This is a genomic window from Psychrobacter immobilis (genome assembly GCF_904846185.1).
Lineage (GTDB): Bacteria > Pseudomonadota > Gammaproteobacteria > Pseudomonadales > Moraxellaceae > Psychrobacter > Psychrobacter immobilis_B.
The window spans coordinates 97,207-113,518 of record NZ_CAJGZQ010000007.1 but is presented as its reverse complement, the minus strand read 5'-3'; the positions used below and the strand labels follow the sequence as shown (position 1 = coordinate 113,518).

The 16,312-nt window shown below is 43.6% G+C and carries 16 protein-coding genes; 12 read left to right on the top strand and 4 right to left on the bottom strand.

Annotated elements, in window-relative coordinates:
• Positions 1-280: 280 nt before the first annotated feature.
• The 3 genes from JMW94_RS05570 to coaE all read left to right on the top strand — a co-directional run bounded on the left by JMW94_RS05570 (position 281) and on the right by coaE (position 3,332).
• Positions 281-1,504, top strand: coding sequence for a type II secretion system F family protein (locus JMW94_RS05570; RefSeq protein WP_201602652.1), 1,224 nt, complete (start codon positions 281-283; stop codon positions 1,502-1,504).
• 25 nt (positions 1,505-1,529) lie between these two features.
• A complete protein-coding gene (locus JMW94_RS05565) occupies positions 1,530-2,429 on the top strand; it encodes a prepilin peptidase (RefSeq protein ID WP_201602650.1) in 900 nt (299 codons plus the stop codon).
• Positions 2,430-2,645: 216 nt separating this feature from the next.
• Entirely contained in the window at positions 2,646-3,332 is a 687-nt protein-coding gene (coaE, locus tag JMW94_RS05560) for a dephospho-CoA kinase (protein WP_201602648.1), read from the top strand.
• Here the strand turns inward: coaE and rlmB are convergent.
• The gene (gene rlmB / locus JMW94_RS05555; RefSeq protein ID WP_055123702.1) at positions 3,295-4,065 is read right to left on the bottom strand and encodes a 23S rRNA (guanosine(2251)-2'-O)-methyltransferase RlmB; all 771 of its coding nucleotides are present in this window, start codon (positions 4,063-4,065) and stop codon (positions 3,295-3,297) included. The genes coaE and rlmB overlap by 38 nt on opposite strands.
• 212 nt (positions 4,066-4,277) lie before the next feature.
• Entirely contained in the window at positions 4,278-4,613 is a 336-nt protein-coding gene (locus JMW94_RS05550) for a pyrimidine/purine nucleoside phosphorylase (protein WP_045443006.1), read from the bottom strand.
• A gap of 733 nt (positions 4,614-5,346) precedes the next feature.
• Between JMW94_RS05550 and recN the strand changes: the two genes are divergently transcribed.
• The 9 genes from recN (at position 5,347) to JMW94_RS05505 (ending at position 13,490) form a co-directional block, all read left to right on the top strand.
• Positions 5,347-7,026, top strand: a complete 1,680-nt coding sequence (gene recN / locus JMW94_RS05545) for a DNA repair protein RecN (protein WP_201602646.1) — start codon at positions 5,347-5,349, stop codon at positions 7,024-7,026.
• Positions 7,027-7,173: 147 nt separating this feature from the next.
• Positions 7,174-7,737: a YqgE/AlgH family protein gene (locus tag JMW94_RS05540; RefSeq protein WP_193008403.1), complete on the top strand. Its 564-nt coding sequence runs from the start codon at positions 7,174-7,176 to the stop codon at positions 7,735-7,737.
• A 108-nt stretch (positions 7,738-7,845) separates the two neighbouring features.
• Positions 7,846-8,373 (top strand): Holliday junction resolvase RuvX, encoded by a 528-nt coding sequence (ruvX, locus tag JMW94_RS05535; RefSeq protein WP_198330502.1) that lies wholly within the window; start codon positions 7,846-7,848, stop codon positions 8,371-8,373.
• A 92-nt stretch (positions 8,374-8,465) separates the two neighbouring features.
• The gene (locus tag JMW94_RS05530; protein ID WP_198330477.1) at positions 8,466-8,945 is read left to right on the top strand and encodes a hypothetical protein; all 480 of its coding nucleotides are present in this window, start codon (positions 8,466-8,468) and stop codon (positions 8,943-8,945) included.
• Between the two features lie 60 nt (positions 8,946-9,005).
• A complete protein-coding gene (tusA, locus tag JMW94_RS05525; protein ID WP_198330476.1) occupies positions 9,006-9,332 on the top strand; it encodes a sulfurtransferase TusA in 327 nt (108 codons plus the stop codon).
• 120 nt (positions 9,333-9,452) lie between these two features.
• Positions 9,453-10,655, top strand: coding sequence for a methyltransferase (locus tag JMW94_RS05520; RefSeq protein WP_201602644.1), 1,203 nt, complete (start codon positions 9,453-9,455; stop codon positions 10,653-10,655).
• Between the two features lie 24 nt (positions 10,656-10,679).
• A complete protein-coding gene (xerD, locus tag JMW94_RS05515) occupies positions 10,680-11,618 on the top strand; it encodes a site-specific tyrosine recombinase XerD (RefSeq protein WP_201602642.1) in 939 nt (312 codons plus the stop codon).
• A gap of 2 nt (positions 11,619-11,620) precedes the next feature.
• Positions 11,621-12,757, top strand: a complete 1,137-nt coding sequence (locus JMW94_RS05510) for a YecA family protein (protein ID WP_227685430.1) — start codon at positions 11,621-11,623, stop codon at positions 12,755-12,757.
• A 124-nt stretch (positions 12,758-12,881) separates the two neighbouring features.
• A complete protein-coding gene (locus JMW94_RS05505; protein ID WP_201602640.1) occupies positions 12,882-13,490 on the top strand; it encodes a class I SAM-dependent methyltransferase in 609 nt (202 codons plus the stop codon).
• A 93-nt stretch (positions 13,491-13,583) separates the two neighbouring features.
• Here JMW94_RS05505 and lptG read toward each other — a convergent pair whose 3' ends face one another.
• Both lptG and JMW94_RS05495 read right to left on the bottom strand, forming a co-directional pair.
• Positions 13,584-14,810, bottom strand: a complete 1,227-nt coding sequence (gene lptG, locus JMW94_RS05500; protein WP_201602638.1) for an LPS export ABC transporter permease LptG — start codon at positions 14,808-14,810, stop codon at positions 13,584-13,586.
• Positions 14,810-16,105: an LPS export ABC transporter permease LptF gene (locus JMW94_RS05495; protein WP_201602635.1), complete on the bottom strand. Its 1,296-nt coding sequence runs from the start codon at positions 16,103-16,105 to the stop codon at positions 14,810-14,812. The genes lptG and JMW94_RS05495 overlap by 1 nt, the downstream gene beginning before the upstream one ends.
• Positions 16,106-16,312: the final 207 nt, after the last annotated feature.

The window sequence follows — 16,312 nt, the reverse complement described above, 5'->3', positions numbered from 1 at the left end:
AAAACAGCTTTTAGTAATGCACTAATAAAAGGGGGTTTGGAAATTTAAAACTGTCCTTATATGAGTAATGCCATTATTTATATGAGGACTGAGATGATGGGCGTTAATTGTACGGACTTTTATAAATCAGCAATAATTTCTACCAGATATACTTAAATATAAAACAGAGTTATACTGGTTTTTTACGTTAAAATAAAGTATGCCTCTTTTATGTAATGAGTCAGGCATCGTTGTACATCTTTGCAATATCTATATTAGACAATATTTTGAGGGTAGTAACATGGCAAAAGCGAAGACCGACATGCTGTTAGACTTTGTCTATGATGGGGTGAATCGACGCGGACAAAAAGTAAAAGGGGAGACTACCAGCCGTAGTTTAGAGTTAGCAAAAGCAACTTTACGCAAACAAGGTATCAGCGTTAAAGGTATCAAGAAAAAACCAAAGCCACTTTACACTTTCAAAAAATCCATCAAACCTATCGATATTGCCATTTTTGCCCGTCAATTAGCTACCATGATGAAAGCGGGTGTGCCATTGACTCAATCTTTTGAGATTGTTGCTGACTCACTTGACAATCCAAGTATGAAAGACTTGGTATTACAAATAAAATATGACATTGAAGCGGGTGGGACTTTTGCTTCAGCATTACGCAAACACCCGCGTTATTTTGATGATCTGTTTTGTTCACTTGTCGATTCTGGTGAGCAGTCTGGTGCACTGGAAACCATGCTTGAACGTGTTGCTACCTATAAAGAAAAAAGTGAATTACTTAAAGCCAAAATTAAAAAAGCAATGAAGTACCCTATCGCGGTTGTCGTTGTCGCTATTATTGTGACTATGATTTTGCTAATAAAGGTCGTGCCGGTATTTTCAGAATTATTTGGCTCATTTGGTGCAGATTTACCTGCATTTACCCAAATGGTTGTTAATATGTCTGAGTGGATGCAGGTATGGTGGTTCATTCTAGTTGTTATTATTGGTGGTGCCATTATTGGTTTTTCGGAGGCCAAAAAACGCTCTAAAAAATTCCGTGATTTTTTAGACCGTGCAGTATTAAAAGCTCCAATATTTGGAAATATCGCTTATCAAGCGGTTATTGCCCGTTTTTCCCGCACACTATCGACTACCTTTGCTGCGGGCGTGCCGCTTATTGACGCTCTTGAATCTACTGCTGGTGCAGCAAATAATGTCGTATTTTATAACGCTATTCAGCAAATCAAAAATGATGTTTCTACTGGTCAACAATTGCAGTTTTCAATACGCTCAACCAACCTTTTTCCGAGTTTAGCCATTCAAATGGTTGGCATTGGTGAAGAATCCGGTAGTTTAGAAGAGATGTTAGATAAAGTTGCTGTCTATTATGAAAATGAAGTAGACAACGCCGTTGATGGATTGACCAGCTTAATGGAACCTTTAATCATGGCGGTGCTCGGTGTATTAGTTGGCGGCTTGGTGATTGCCATGTATTTACCAATATTCCAAATGGGCTCAGTAGTAGGCTAAAAGCTATTTAAAGGACAGCTACTTCATGCAATTTATAGAGTTATTACAAGACAATATGCCTATCGCTTTAGGCATATTCGGCCTATTAGGTCTTTGTGTTGGCAGTTTTTTAAATGTGGTGATTCACCGTATTCCGCTGATGATGGTTTATAGCTGGCGACAAGAGTGCAGCCAGTTTATTTTAGAACAAGCAGACATGCCTCGCGAACACACTCTGCCCCTAACAAATATCGTAGCAGCTGACAAGCCGATTACTTTGAGTCGACCAGCCTCACGCTGCCCTCATTGCGCCCACAAAATAAAGTGGTACGAAAACATACCGTTAATTAGCTGGTTAATACTACGTGGCCGTTGCTCAGAATGTAAAGCTGCGATTGGACTGCGTTATCCACTGGTTGAGCTAGCAACAGCCCTACTATCAATGTTAGTGATTTATCAGTTTGGCGTAACTGCAGCTGGCTTGTCAGCTCTGATTTTGGTATGGACGCTGGTCGCCTTAACCGGTATTGATTTTGATACCCAATTACTGCCCGATCGCTTGACCTTTCCATTAGCGGGTTTAGGATTAGCAGTGAATTCACAAGGCTGGTTTGTCTCACCTACCCAGTCAATTTGGGGCTTATTGCTAGGGTTTTTGTCATTGTGGATAGTGGTCAAAGTATTTTATCTAATCACTAAAAAGCATGGTATGGGGCAGGGAGATTTCAAATTATTGGCAGTATTAGGTGCTTGGCTTGGACCCATGATGTTGCCATTGATTATTTTATTGTCTTCTTTATTAGGCTCAATCGTTGGGATTATTTTGATGAAGAAGCAGGGTGAAAGCAAGCCGTTTGCCTTTGGTCCTTATATCGCTATCGCTGGTATTGTTGCTTTATTATATGGCTCAGATATCGTCAACTGGTATCTCGGCATGTATACTTAATAGGGCGTATCCTCATTTTAAAAATGGTGATAAAAATTTAGCCATTTTAGCCCATTTAGAGGATAATCGATTGAATTGAGGGCCCGCCCTAAATTGTGCTAGAAAGTATTTCAATCGCTCCTTTTTAAACAGACACCAAATCTTAAAATAGGCACCAAAATACTTCCTTAGCTTATAACCATCACTGTCATTATATCGAGCAGATAAGTCATTATTATGTCAAAACAAGCATCTTCACCTTATTCTCATAAGCCCCAGACCCCGCAAAAGAAAAGTAAAACCTTAGTAGTTGGCTTAACGGGTGGTATCGGTAGTGGTAAGTCCGCTGCGAGTGCTTGGTTCGCTGAGCAAGGCATTGATATTATCGATGCGGATGTGATTGCCCATGAAGTCGTCGCTAAAGGTAGCACCACTCTGCACAAAATCCAGAAAAAATTTGGTGATTGGGTATTGAATGGCGATGGATCAATGGATCGAGTGGCAGTAAGAACGCACGTCTTTTCATATCCTGAGGCATTGATTGAGTTAGAAGCAATCACTCACCCAGCGATACGCGAAGCAGCAAAAGCACAGTTGGCAACCAGTACTTCGCCTTACGTGATATTGTCAGCGCCTCTACTTATTGAAGCAGCAGAAGCAGGGCTTGCCAATTTATGCCAACGTATCTTAGTAATGGATGCCACCGAGGAAACGCAGATTGCGCGTGCCAGTCAGCGCGACGAACAAAGTATACAAAAAATCAAGGCCATCATGGTGAATCAGCTGAGCCGCGAAGAGCGTAATCGTCATGCAGATGATGTGGTGCTCAACGAAAGTGATCTTGCGGCTCTGTATGTGCAACTAGCGCCATTACACCAAGAATATCTTAAGCTTGCCCAGCAGCTAAAGTACGCTGTCGATTGACTTCATACAGCGCCATACCAGTGGCAACACTCACATTTAGACTTTGAAGGTTGCCATGCTCATTTCCTGACATCGGAATATACACCAGCTCATCACAGCTCTCCATAGTCAGGCGACGCATCCCCTCACCTTCTGAACCCATGATAATGGCTGTTTTGCCAGTCAGATCAGCGGCATGAATCGGTTTGGCATCTGCATTAAGCGCTGTACCAAACACAAACACCCCAGCATTTTTGATTTGCGTGAGCGTACGTGCCAGATTGGTAACACTGATAATCGGCATCATCTCTGCTGCACCGACCGATACTTTAGCCACTGTTGGTGTCAGACTTGCCGCATGATGTTTCGGACAAACCACGGCATCCACACCCATCGCCACTGCGGTACGCAAACAAGCACCAAAGTTATGTGCATCCGTAATTTGATCCAAGACCAATAATAAGCATTGGTCACGCCCAGCAAGGGTAGCAAGCAAGCCTTCATCAGCAAAGCCTAGAGGACGCGCATTTAGCACCACACCTTGGTGCTGCGGGCTGCCACACAATTGCGTGAGTTTGTCTTTTTGCGTGGGTTGGATACTGATACCATTGTCACGTGCTTGCGCCATGATCGCTTGTACATGGCTATCAGTCTCACGACCTTGCTGCACAAACAAGCTTAGCCCATCTAAAGGACGATATTCGAGTAAGGCATCAATCGCATGAATGCCATAAAAATAGGTAGGTTTTGCCATAATAGGCCTATTGATTATAAAGTGGGTATCGCGCTATATGATAAAAACTAGGCGATAAAAAGATATGACAGTAATTGTATCAATAAATGGATATCTGCATATAAATAATATCAGCAGAAAAAGAAAAACCTTACCAATCCGATAAGGTTTTTCTTTTTTTGAGTAAAAGGCTCTTTGCTGTCATCAATCACTTAATAACAGCTTTAGCAAACTTACCCTTCTAAGTGGCAGATATATTGAACAATTTCTTCTGTCCGCAGATTAAAACCACTATTGCCTTCAACCACGAATGATTGACCAGCGCGGTAATAGCTGAATTCTTCATCACCATTAATTTTGACCTCACACTCACCGCCCGTGATTTCGATACGCTCGGAGGTATTGGTGCTAAAATGATAATGCTCAACCAAATTATCACAAGGCAAGATAACGCCCAATGTTTTATGTCGACCATCTTCGAACATAATAGTGTGGCTTGAACAACGACCATCATAAGATACCGTCGCTTGAGCATTGACTGTTACATTAGTAAATTGCGCCGCTGTCATAGTGGCTTCCTTATCAAATAATCATTACGAAACTAAAAAATAAGTAATTGGTTAGAGTACCGCCAGAGTTGCGTCGTTAACCGACACCTCTGTACTACGTACTGTATCCTTCTATACTAGATATCTGTGCGCTAAAGCTAGCCACAGGTTCTATGAAAATACTTTAGAATAATGACCGAGTGGCATACTCTTCCAACTATACGCCTATCATTTTACAAAATTATGACTCGTTATCGTGTATTACACTGCACTAATCTAATCAGAAGAGTTTATCATTATGTGAGATTATGCTACCACATTATATCTATAAAGTTTGTTAAAGCGACTAGGAAAATGCTGTTTGATGCGAATCCTAAACTTACTTACTCACCTTTTTTTGAGTCAGCACCTGATCACTACAATTGGGCTATTTTTATAAGTTTAATCCGCAACCATGCTTAGTATACAGCCATCATTTTGACAGGCTTAATCACCTTAATGATTGATATTGTGAATATTATGATGATGACTCATAGCCAGTTTTTGACAGTTTTATGGTAATCTTCCAACAATAAAATCTATTATACATCGCTTGAAAGTTTGTATTTAAGCGCGTTTAACACCATACTATTTGCCTATAATATTTATCTCATTAACACGGTTAAATGAATAATTTCACTCCCTTATCTACCCTATTTTATATATGGCTTCTTAAGATGTATATGAAGTCTATTGTCTGTCATGAGAGGCGTTGATGCTAGTATCATTAACTTTACATCAGTTTGCGTTGATCGCTCAGCATGAGCTGAGTGTGGCTGAAGGCTTCAATGTCATCACGGGTGAGACCGGTGCTGGCAAGTCATTATTATTGGATGCGCTGTCTTTATGTGTTGGTGAGCGCGCAGACAGTGCGATGGTCAGACATGGGGCGGCGCAAGCCGATATTTATGCGCAGTTTGATGTGGAGCATAACAGTGTCATTGCTGATTGGTTTGCCAAAAATGATAGAGCACTAGAAGAACCTGAAGTACTGATTCGCCGTCAGCTCAGCAATACCGGACGCTCAAAAGCGTGGTTAAATGGCACGCCTGTCAGCTTGGCGGAGCTCAAAAGCTTAGGTGCATTGTTAGTTAATATCCATAGTCAGCACGCTCAACAGGCATTACTCAAGCCACAGTTTGTGGTGCAATGGCTCGACGAGATGGCACAAATTACGTCTCTAGCTTTACAAACTGCCAGTAGCTATCAAATTTACCAGCAGCTCAAACGCCGTGCTGACGACATTGCGAGCCGTGAGGCTCAACGTCAAGATCGTATTGAGCTTTTGCAAAGCCAACTTGCTGATATTGCGCCGTTATTGGCGGTTGATTATGCAGAAGTTGAAGCAGAACACGAAGAGCTGTCTAATATCGAAGCCCTCATGATAGAGGCCAGTCATGGCTTACATCTGCTCGACAATGACACGGATGAGCCAGATGTGATGACTTTGCTTGGGCAAGCGATTAAGCTTTGTGATAACCAAATGAGTGTCAGTCAAACCTTTGAGCAAGCCTCCGAGCAACTGCATTTAGCACAGCAACAAATCACAGAGGTAACAGGCTTACTGTCAGATTATGCTGAGCAACAGTTGCCTGATCCTGAGCGCTTGCAGACACTAGACAGTCTTATCAGCTTAGGACATCGCTTATCACGTAAACATAGCTTGCCAACGAGCGACTTAATCGATGAAGCAAAGGGCTGGGAAGCGCAATTAGAGCAGCTAGAAAACGAGCCAAGCAGTGATGCGATGGCGGCACAAATTGAACAGGCTTGGCAAGACTATCTTGCATTCGCCACTCAGTTAAATAAAGAACGCTCGAAAGCCGCGCCGATCGTCAGCAAACAATTAATGCAGCAGCTACAACCGCTCGCGCTACCCAATGCCCGCTGCGAGTTTGTCTTTACCAAAAAAGCCGATACCAGCCAATATAGTGCGCAAGGTTGCTATGATATTGATTTATTATTTAGCGCCAACGTCGGTATGCCGATGCAGCCATTACATAAGATTGCCTCAGGCGGTGAGCTGTCACGAATGGCACTGGTAATGCAAGTAATGCAAGCAACCAATGCCGATAATAATGCCGCAAAACCTATGCTGGTATTTGATGAAGTCGATGTCGGTATCAGTGGCGGTACGGCGCAAGTGGTCGGTGAGCTACTACGCGCGCTTGGGCAGACGCAGCAGCTACTGGCCATTACTCACCAAGCACAAGTCGCGGCGCAAGCGCATCAGCATATCTTAGTACAAAAACATCATGACGAGCAGACCGAAAGCGAGCTATTAATACTAACTGATAGCGCGCAAGTCGACGAGCTGGCACGCATGTCTGGCGGTGTGATCATCACTGACGTCACCCGCGACCATGCACGTAGTTTATTGACCGATGTGAAATAAAGGCTTGGTCATTCATCAACCAGTTGTGCAGCGCTGTGTCTCATCACTGCTAAATATTTGCTTTGGTTGATTTTCACCTCAGTATCACCATATAGTGGTGTGTCATTTCTGTTATTTTACCTTCAACATTAGGGTGCGTTTGTCTCTATGTCTAAAGCCAATTTGACCCATCATTTTTTAATCGCGGCACCCGAGCTGTCAGACCCAAGGTTTGAGCAGGCGCTGATTTATATTTGCCGCCATGATAAACATGGCGCACTTGGTCTGATGGTCAATCGTCCATTAGAGCAGGCACGCGTGGGCAAACTGCTAGAAGATTTAGACATTGAGGTGACGGATGCGCAAGTGATGGAAGATGTGGCATTAGACGGTGGCCCGATGTATCCAGAGGTTGGCTTTGTGCTGCATACGGGGCAGCCTGAGTGGGCATCGTCTTTTGCAATCTCAGAAAACGTCTGTATTACCACCAGTCAAGATATCCTTAAGCGTATCGCCGCAGGTCAAGGCGTTGGGCATTATCAGCTGTGCTTGGGTCATGCCAGTTGGGGTAAAAAACAGCTCGATCAAGAACTTAATAATGGCGACTGGCTCGTTTGTCCTGCTGATTTAAACTTATTGTTTGATACACCATTCGAAGAACGCTGGCAAATTGCTGCGGATAAGATTGGGGTGAACTTTGATTACCTTAGCAGTGATATTGGTCATGCTTAACGATTGGTTATGATTGTTAAATTATTCATTTAAACTAAAGATGCATTTAAATTAAAGCCGTTAAGCTAAATGAATCACGCCCAATAGAAATAGGAAGTATGCATAATGATGGTAGAGTCTGATACGAGCATTAAAATCGAAACTGCTGACACTACTGTGGCGGAACCCGCTATTAAGCCTCATCTTATTTTGGCGCTCGATTACGGGGTAAAAAAGATGGGCATGGCGCTGGGTAATACCATTACCGAGACTGCGCGTGCCTTTGATATTTTAGCGATGAATAATGGTCAGCCTGATTGGGACAATCTGCTCGGTATTATCAAAGTCTGGGGCGTGGCAAAAGTGGTGGTTGGGTTGCCACTTAATATGGATGGCAGCAGCTCAATGCTGTCTAAGCGTGCGCACAAATTTGCCCGTCGTCTGGCGCATCGAGTCATGGAACAGCATCTACCAGTGGTCGTGAGCCTGTGTGATGAGCGTCTAACCTCAGTGGCAGCGCGTGAGATCGCGTGGGAGAATGGTTGGATTAAGCATGAACGCGACCCAATTGATGATATCTCTGCCTGCATTCTGATGTCGACTTATTTCGCTGACCCCAGTAGCAGTATCGCCATCGACGCTATCAAGGCCGATTAAGTCAGCGATAAACCTGCTGTTAAAACACTCTTAATTAAAACACCGCCAATTCTGACATATCGTCACTCTACACGGATAAATACCTGATTATTATGACCACTGTCTCAGACCACTCCCTGCAAAACAAATCGCAACATGGTTTTGCGCCGCTTGCCATCGCCCGTATCAAAGGCGCTCAGCGAGCGAATCAAATAGCGATTTATCTCATTTATGCCGCTATTCTCGCCTTTATGGTCTTTGGCACCATTGCTAGTATCAAAGCCTTTCATGACAATCAACTGCTTTATCAACTTTTCTATAACTTGCCTTATGCCTTGGTTGCGCTTACGATTCCTATTACTATTTATGATGCGCTGGTGATTTATCGTTATCGATTAAACCAAGCGTCGATGATTGCCATGAGCATTGGCGTATCGACCATCATATTGGTTGGTGGCTTATTATTCGCTGATACCGCCTGGTTAGGATTGTCCTGTTGGCTAGGTGTGGCGTTTTTATTTAAAGTGAGCTTTAAGCGCTTTTTTAATTTTCTAGAAGCAGAAAAAAACACTGAAACCGCTGAAGAAGCATAAAGCATACTTATAAATGACACAAAAAACTTTCACCTTATATTATCGATTTAAATGACTATTATGAGCACTTCTACCATACAAACGACGATCAATCATCATTTAGACACTCAAGGGCTGATTTGCCCTGAGCCAGTCATGATGCTGCATCGAACCATCCGTAACGCTGATGCTGGTGAGGTGATTGAAATACTCGCCACCGACCCAGCCACCACTCGTGACATTCCTAATTTTTGTCGTCATTTGGGACATGAGCTTGTGCAGCAAGAAACGCTTGCTGAAAATGTAAATCTAAACGTCGATCCCGATGAAATAATGGTCACTGGCGATGAGGATGCACCAATCAGCGCCACGCTTTATCGTTATTTGGTTAAGAAAAAAAGCGCTTAAATGCACTCAAGTGACCGCAGCAAAGCATTGATCACAGCAGAACATTGACAGCGCAATAAACAATATAAAGATATCTTTGTATTCCGAGCAAAGTATCATTCACAGAAGGTAGGCTATTACGTGTTACAAACAGAAAAGCAGTATGTACAATGGCAAGAAAACGAAACTCTACGTAATGCCCTTTGGTTGTCTGAAAGCAATCATATGCCACCTGCGAGCATTGTATTGGTCGATGATACAACGACCGCTGATGACGCTTACCGCTTGGCGTGCGAAGGCAGCTCACTGCTATGGCGCGGCGACTTTCATAATGCACGCCAGTTGCTACAAGCGCTCGGTCGTCGCATAGATCGTACCAATGAGCGCTCTGAGCTGCGTAAAGCAAAAAAAGCGGCTAAATCTACAACAGAACCTGATTCAAGCAACTCTAAAGAAATTCCCAACCTCTTTCATCAACAGCGCCAACTGCAAGCGCAGCGTTCGCGCATATTAAGCCGTTTGCTATTAGAGCTTGATGCCAACTATGTCAGCCAACTACGCCGCGCGCCCGATGTCAGTGCAGCCTGTACAGCAGCTTTTGGCCCTTTAGATAAGGCGATGGATGAGTCTTGCGTGCTGTCGTTTCGTGACTTGCAAGGCGCACTTGGTGCGGCAGGATGGCGCGAAAAAGGCGTCCCAATAGACAGCTTAGGGTTATCAATTTTCCCGCATTATGGTGTGTTTGCACCAACCCGTCATGAATATGTACAGCTATTGCTCGATGCACCGCTACCAGCAAGCCATGATGTCGCCTATGACATCGGTACCGGCACGGGATTGCTGGCTATTATCTTAGCGCAGCGCGGTGTTCCGCAAGTGATAGCAACGGATTTAAATCCACGTGCTTTGGCCTGTGCCAACGAGAATTTTACACGATTAGAGTTACCTGCCGTACAATTGCAGCAAGCGGATTTGTATCCGACTGATGCACCACTCGCCAATCTGATTGTATGTAATCCGCCTTGGTTACCTGCTAAGCCAAGCTCGTCTCTTGAGTACGCCGTTTATGATGCCAAGAGCACGATGCTTCGTGGGGTATTGCAAGGTGCCAAACAGCACTTAGCTGAGCAAGGAGAGCTTTGGTTGATAATGTCAGACTTAGCTGAGCACCTGCAACTGCGCACCCGTGATGAGTTATTAGGCTTGTTTGCTGATGCTGGATTGGCGGTAAAATATCGTCTGGACACCCAACCTAAACATGGTCGCAGCCAAGATGGTACAGACCCTCTACATGTCGCTCGCAGTGCTGAAGTCACTTCATTATGGTGTCTAACGCTTATCTAACATTCACCCATCGAGTACCAAGTTATGAGCCGTGATCGTGCCGTGCAACAGCGCCAACCTAAGGCGCTGGCAGTAGATGACGAACCCAGTTATGTGACTGAGTTTCGTCAAGCCATGTTGGCACGTGGTCTAGCGACTCGTACTCGTAATGCGTATGTGCGCGACCTGCGCTCATGCGAGCTGACCAATCCTATTGCCCTGACACGCTGGCAGCCTGATGACGTGCTGCACTGCTTATCAACGCTTACTCAAGATGGCAAAACCCCACGTACCCAAGCACGTATGCTCTCAAGCTTGCGGCAGTTTTATCTGTGGATGATTGCCAGTAATCTGCGTGAAGACAATCCTTGCGAGCGTATCAAAAGCCCAAAGCTTGGTCGTCCATTACCCAAAGACTTAGCAGAAGCAGATGTCGATAATCTCCTTGCCGCGCCTGATACCAGCACCGCGCTCGGACTGCGTGATAAAGCCATGTTAGAGGTGCTATATGCCTGCGGTCTGCGGGTGAGCGAGTTGATTAATCTCTCATTAGAGCAAGTGAATCTAAACTCTGGCTGGCTACAAATCACGGGGAAAGGCAATAAAACGCGATTGGTACCACTAGGCGAATATGCTAGCGATGCGTTAGAAGACTATCTAACGCATGCTCGTGGTGATTTGATTGCACATTTAAAGTCAGGAAATTGCCAAGCGGTATTTTTGACGGCGCAAGGTGGCTATATGACGCGGCAGAATTTTTGGTATTTGCTGAAGAAATATGCAAAAGTCGCCAGTATCGACAAAGAGCTATCACCGCATACCTTACGTCATGCTTTTGCCACCCATCTACTAAATCATGGCGCAGACTTGCGTAGCGTGCAGTTATTGCTTGGACACAGTGATTTATCAACCACTCAAATCTATACCCACGTGGCGACAGCGAGATTGCAACAGTTACATGCAGCACATCATCCGCGAGGTTAGTTATGATGAAAGTTGATGTCAATCAAATACTCAAAATGGGTCGTAATGATAAATGTTGGTGCAGTTCAGGATTAAAATTTAAACGTTGCCATAAAGATCGCGAACTTCAAAAACCTCTTACGACAGGTGAGATTATGGCTCATGGTAACGACCTGTCTAAAATAGCGACTTGCTATGCTCCTATAGAACTACATCCAGAATGCAGTAGCATTATAAAAGCCCATACTGTTTCTAAATCTAGTGGTTTGATTGAAATTGCTGATGACACTAATCATGTTTTAGGTCTAAAACAGAACCTATCGAGTTTAGATAAAAACGAAGGAAACCTTAAGCTAGAAAAGATAGGTATCAATAATGCTTCTACGTTTAGAGGATTTTGTGCAAAACACGATAAGTTATTGTTTTCATGTTTTGAAGACAAACCTTTTATAGGAACAAAAAAACAATGCGTTGCACTAACCTATCGATCTGTAGCAAAAGAAATTTATAACCAAGAGTGTTTATTATCTAATGCAGTTTTCATGAGAGATATGGATAAAGGATCACCACTTATACACCAATTGAAATTTCAAGATTTTATAAAAGAATATAAATTAGGTATTAAAAAATCAATTGATGGATTATCTATAATTCAGGACAACTTAGCGCACTATATTTTAAAAAAGAACTATAACCCTTATAGCTTTCTCATGATTGAGTCTTCACTCCCTATTCCTGTTGTGGTTTCATCTTTAATTGAACCCACTCACGACTTTAAGGGCAATCTAATTCAAAGTGTATCTAAATTAAGAGAAAATCCTGAACATTTGGTGCTGAATGCATTTTCAAGTCATCAAAAAGGTTTTGTGCTTTTCGGTTGGTTGCAAACAGCAGAAGCGATGAATACTTTTATAAATTCATTGTTAGACCTAAATGAAGAATGTATTTTTAGTGCCTTAATAACTCTATTCTTAAGCTCTTCTCAGAATTCATATGTGTCTCCAAATTGGTGGAATAGCTTAAATGATGTTCAGAAAGATAAAATTACATCTCTTCTTCCGATGGGTGCAAACCCTCTTTTGCATATTCCTAGCGATGTTCTCGTCGACGATGGTATCCAGTTTTTAGGATGGAATGCCGAAAAAATCTATAGATTTTAATTATGATTAGTCAGCGTAGCATGAGTGCAAACTCCCTTTTTTCTCGCTACAATACGCGTATGATGTGCACGCTGCATGACTGAGCAACACACCGCCTTTTACTTATCTATTATCCGAGAATCCCATGAGCCATAAACCACCTGCTGAACTATTAAAAAACGCCCAACACTGGCGTGAAGACATTAATTTTCGCCAAGACGTACTGGGTTCACCGTTTGACTTTGCGACCACGTGGGGAATTTTTTCACCGCAAAAGCTCGATGATGGTAGCTTGATGCTGCTTGATTATATTGATTTTGAAGCGGATGACGACTCGATTGATTTGGGCTGTGGTTACGGCGTACTCGGTATGACGGCAGCGCGTGAATGTCCAAATGGTCTGCATACGTTGATTGATAAAGATTTTATGGCGGTAGAATATGCACGCCTAAATTGTGAGAAAAACGGTCTAAAAAATGTCGATGTGCATTTATCAAATGGCTTCAATCACGTGGCAAAAGACAAAGACTTTAGCCTTGTGATGTCAAACTTGCCAGCCAAAGTAGGTAAAGAGCAGCATTATTTATATTTCCTCGATGCCTATGCCCGTATGCGTAAAGGTGGGCGTTTTTATGTGGTCACCATCAATGGCTTGCGTCAGTTTATGAAGCGCTCGTTTACCGAAGTGTTTGGCAACAGCGAAAAGATCAAACAAGGCAAAACCTATACGATTACCATGGCGACCAAAGACTAAGCTTTAAAAGCTTATGTCTTAAAAGCTGCGTAAACAAAAAGCCCGCTAAATCGTCATGATCTAGCGGGCTTTTTTATGGCAAATGATATCTGGCTACATCTGCCGTTTGAGCAAATAGCCACCCAATATCGCACTGGCGATAATCGGTAATATCACCATTAATAACGGCGAAAATCCAGTCGCCAATGAGACAAAGCCAACCAAGTCTTGCACATAACTAAACAGCAAGCCAAACAATAATGCTACGACGATACGCAAGCCTAAGCTATGCGTCCGCAGTGAGCCAAAGACAAACGAACAGGCAACGATCACCAGCGACAATATCGACAATGGCGATAGTAGCTTTTGCCAAAACGCAACTTCGTGTTCCAACGAGCGTGTGCCTTGTTGGCGCATAAATTGACGATGCTCATACAGCTGAGTCAATGACAAATCCTCTGCCTTACGAGTAAGCAGATACACCGATTCAGGGGCAAAGGGCAGGCTTAAGGTATCTGACGGTGAGATGGCTTGGCTACTCTCAAAGCCCTGATTAATCATCAGCTTGGTCATGTTGTTCAACTGCCACTCATAGCGATATTGCTCGCTCGGTTTGCTACTGGCAGGATTAACAGGTTCACGACCAATATATTTACCACCCTCAGCGTGAATGGCCGTTTGCAGATTGCCATTATTGTCTAAATGCCAGCGTTTAACTTCACCGATATTGCCTTGCACATCAGCATAATCGATATACAAAATATCGCTACCATCTGGCTTGGCACTGCCGTCTTTTGTACTCTCAAAGCGTGGCTGCAACGTCCAATAACCGCGTACCGATGTGACCAATGAACTGCTGTCTTCATCGTTGATTTCTTTTGCCAATTGATTAGAGTGTGGCAGCACGAACTGATTGATAATCAATGCGAGCAACACAAAAATCAAAGCAGGCTGCAACACCCAACCGACGATACGATAAACGCTGACGCCAGCGGCACGCATCACGACCAGCTCACTTTTATTGGCAAGCAAGCCCAAGCCGACCACTGCACCTAGCAATGCGCCAGTGGGAATAAATTGCTCTAAAAAATAAGGCGAGCGATAAAAAATATACTTAATCGCCTCGCCCATCGTATAGCTATCATCTAACGAATCCAGCTCAGACAAATAAGAGAATACCAGCTGTAATGCCCACAAGCCTATGACAGCTCCGACGATTGCGAGCAAAGCGTTCAGCTTGACGTAACGGCTAAGCACTTTTAGTTTGGCAGGTTTGCGAGCGTGCTTAGCATGAGCATTTTTCGAGTCAGGATTAGATGGTTTAGAAGATAAGACACTCATTAGGACTGCCCTCCTTGTGAGCCACTGCTCTGATGATCGGCAACCGTTAAAGGCGTGTTCTTCGGTTTGCGAAAGCGTAATCGATGCTGCACACGGCTACCCCAATTCATATAAAGCGCCAATGCCATAAATCCTAAAATGAGCCACGCATATGCCCAGACGCTCACGCTGCCTTTGCTAACAGCATTTTTAAGTGAAATAATACCCAGCGCACAGCTGACAAACAATAAAATCGAAGGAAATAGTCGTAACCAGCGACCTTGGCGCGGACGTACTTGCGCCAGTGGTACAGCGAGCATTGGTGCAATGATCATCAACCACGGCAATGCTAGACGATAGCCAAGCTCACTTTGTGCCACACGCAGCGAGTTGCCACTACTTGCCGTACCACCCGTCGCGGCTTGCCATAATGGTCCAATCGCTTGCGTTTCGATATTATCTTCAGTGATGACTTCTTTTGAGGATTCTGTCAAAGTAATGCGGTAACGATCAAAGCCCACTTGATTGTATTTCAGACTGCCAGCACCGACTTCATAACGACGCCCTTGGAACAAGTCCAATTGGGTCACACCGCTATTACCCGTGTCTACTTGCTCGGCACGCTTAGCCAACGTAATAGTATCTTTACTGATGTTGGTATTATTAGTAATCGCAGTTGGCATATTTGGCATGTCTGAAATATTTAATTGCTCAGCCGTTTCTGGATTGATGGTATTTTTAACATCGACAGCAGCCTCTTTAGCAGTGTTATTTTTAGCGGCACTGCCCTTTTTTTCAGGCTCAGATTGAATCAATATCACATCTTGCAATTGCTTTTTATCATCACTCAAGCTGCCCACATACAAATGATAATTGCCACTACTAATAAATTCATTGGGACGAATTAAATCAAAAGCGCTGGTCAATGCCTGCTGTTGCCAGACACTTTCCGATGAGCGTACGCCCCACGGTTTACCAACGATGGATAAAGCCGCTTCCCCAACGAACAACGCCAAGATTAAAGGCGTCATAAAACGGGCAAGTTTACCACGCGACACGCCGCTGGCATTAATGACCGCCATTTCTTGGTCAACGTACAAACGCCCGAATACCAACATTAAAGCGATAAAAAATGCTAATGGCAGGATAAGCTCTAAAAAGTAGGGCAAATTATAACCAATGATGGTAAATAATAAGCTGATGTCTAAGTTGCCTTCTGCGGCAATCCCAAAGTAACGGATCAAACGACCGCCCAGCATCATCACCACTAAAAACCCCAAAACCAATGCGGTCGTTGAGGCAACTTGTTGAGTCATATAGCGGCGTAATATCACAATGGGCACTCTTTTAAAAAGGTTGATAGTCGCACGATTTATCGCAGCTTTATTGGCAAACACTGACAATTATGGATCGCTCTAAATACAATAGCTGATACCGATAACTGAACAATAGAAATACAAGACCGTGCTGCTCAATCAGATACTTAAACAGCCCTAAAAGCAACGGCAAAAGATATGAAAACA

Bases quoted from the DNA above. Each gene is read 5' to 3' on its own strand.
- JMW94_RS05570 (WP_201602652.1), top strand. From the start codon at position 281: ATGGCAAAAGCGAAGACCGACATGCTGTTAGACTTTGTCTATGATGGG.
- JMW94_RS05565 (WP_201602650.1), top strand. From the start codon at position 1,530: ATGCAATTTATAGAGTTATTACAAGACAATATGCCTATCGCTTTAGGC.
- coaE (WP_201602648.1), top strand. From the start codon at position 2,646: ATGTCAAAACAAGCATCTTCACCTTATTCTCATAAGCCCCAGACCCCG.
- rlmB (WP_055123702.1), bottom strand. From the start codon at position 4,065: ATGGCAAAACCTACCTATTTTTATGGCATTCATGCGATTGATGCCTTA.
- JMW94_RS05550 (WP_045443006.1), bottom strand. From the start codon at position 4,613: ATGACAGCGGCGCAATTTACTAATGTAACAGTCAATGCTCAAGCGACG.
- recN (WP_201602646.1), top strand. From the start codon at position 5,347: ATGCTAGTATCATTAACTTTACATCAGTTTGCGTTGATCGCTCAGCAT.
- JMW94_RS05540 (WP_193008403.1), top strand. From the start codon at position 7,174: ATGTCTAAAGCCAATTTGACCCATCATTTTTTAATCGCGGCACCCGAG.
- ruvX (WP_198330502.1), top strand. From the start codon at position 7,846: ATGGTAGAGTCTGATACGAGCATTAAAATCGAAACTGCTGACACTACT.
- JMW94_RS05530 (WP_198330477.1), top strand. From the start codon at position 8,466: ATGACCACTGTCTCAGACCACTCCCTGCAAAACAAATCGCAACATGGT.
- tusA (WP_198330476.1), top strand. From the start codon at position 9,006: ATGAGCACTTCTACCATACAAACGACGATCAATCATCATTTAGACACT.
- xerD (WP_201602642.1), top strand. From the start codon at position 10,680: ATGAGCCGTGATCGTGCCGTGCAACAGCGCCAACCTAAGGCGCTGGCA.
- JMW94_RS05510 (WP_227685430.1), top strand. From the start codon at position 11,621: ATGATGAAAGTTGATGTCAATCAAATACTCAAAATGGGTCGTAATGAT.
- JMW94_RS05505 (WP_201602640.1), top strand. From the start codon at position 12,882: ATGAGCCATAAACCACCTGCTGAACTATTAAAAAACGCCCAACACTGG.
- lptG (WP_201602638.1), bottom strand. From the start codon at position 14,810: ATGAGTGTCTTATCTTCTAAACCATCTAATCCTGACTCGAAAAATGCT.
- JMW94_RS05495 (WP_201602635.1), bottom strand. From the start codon at position 16,105: ATGACTCAACAAGTTGCCTCAACGACCGCATTGGTTTTGGGGTTTTTA.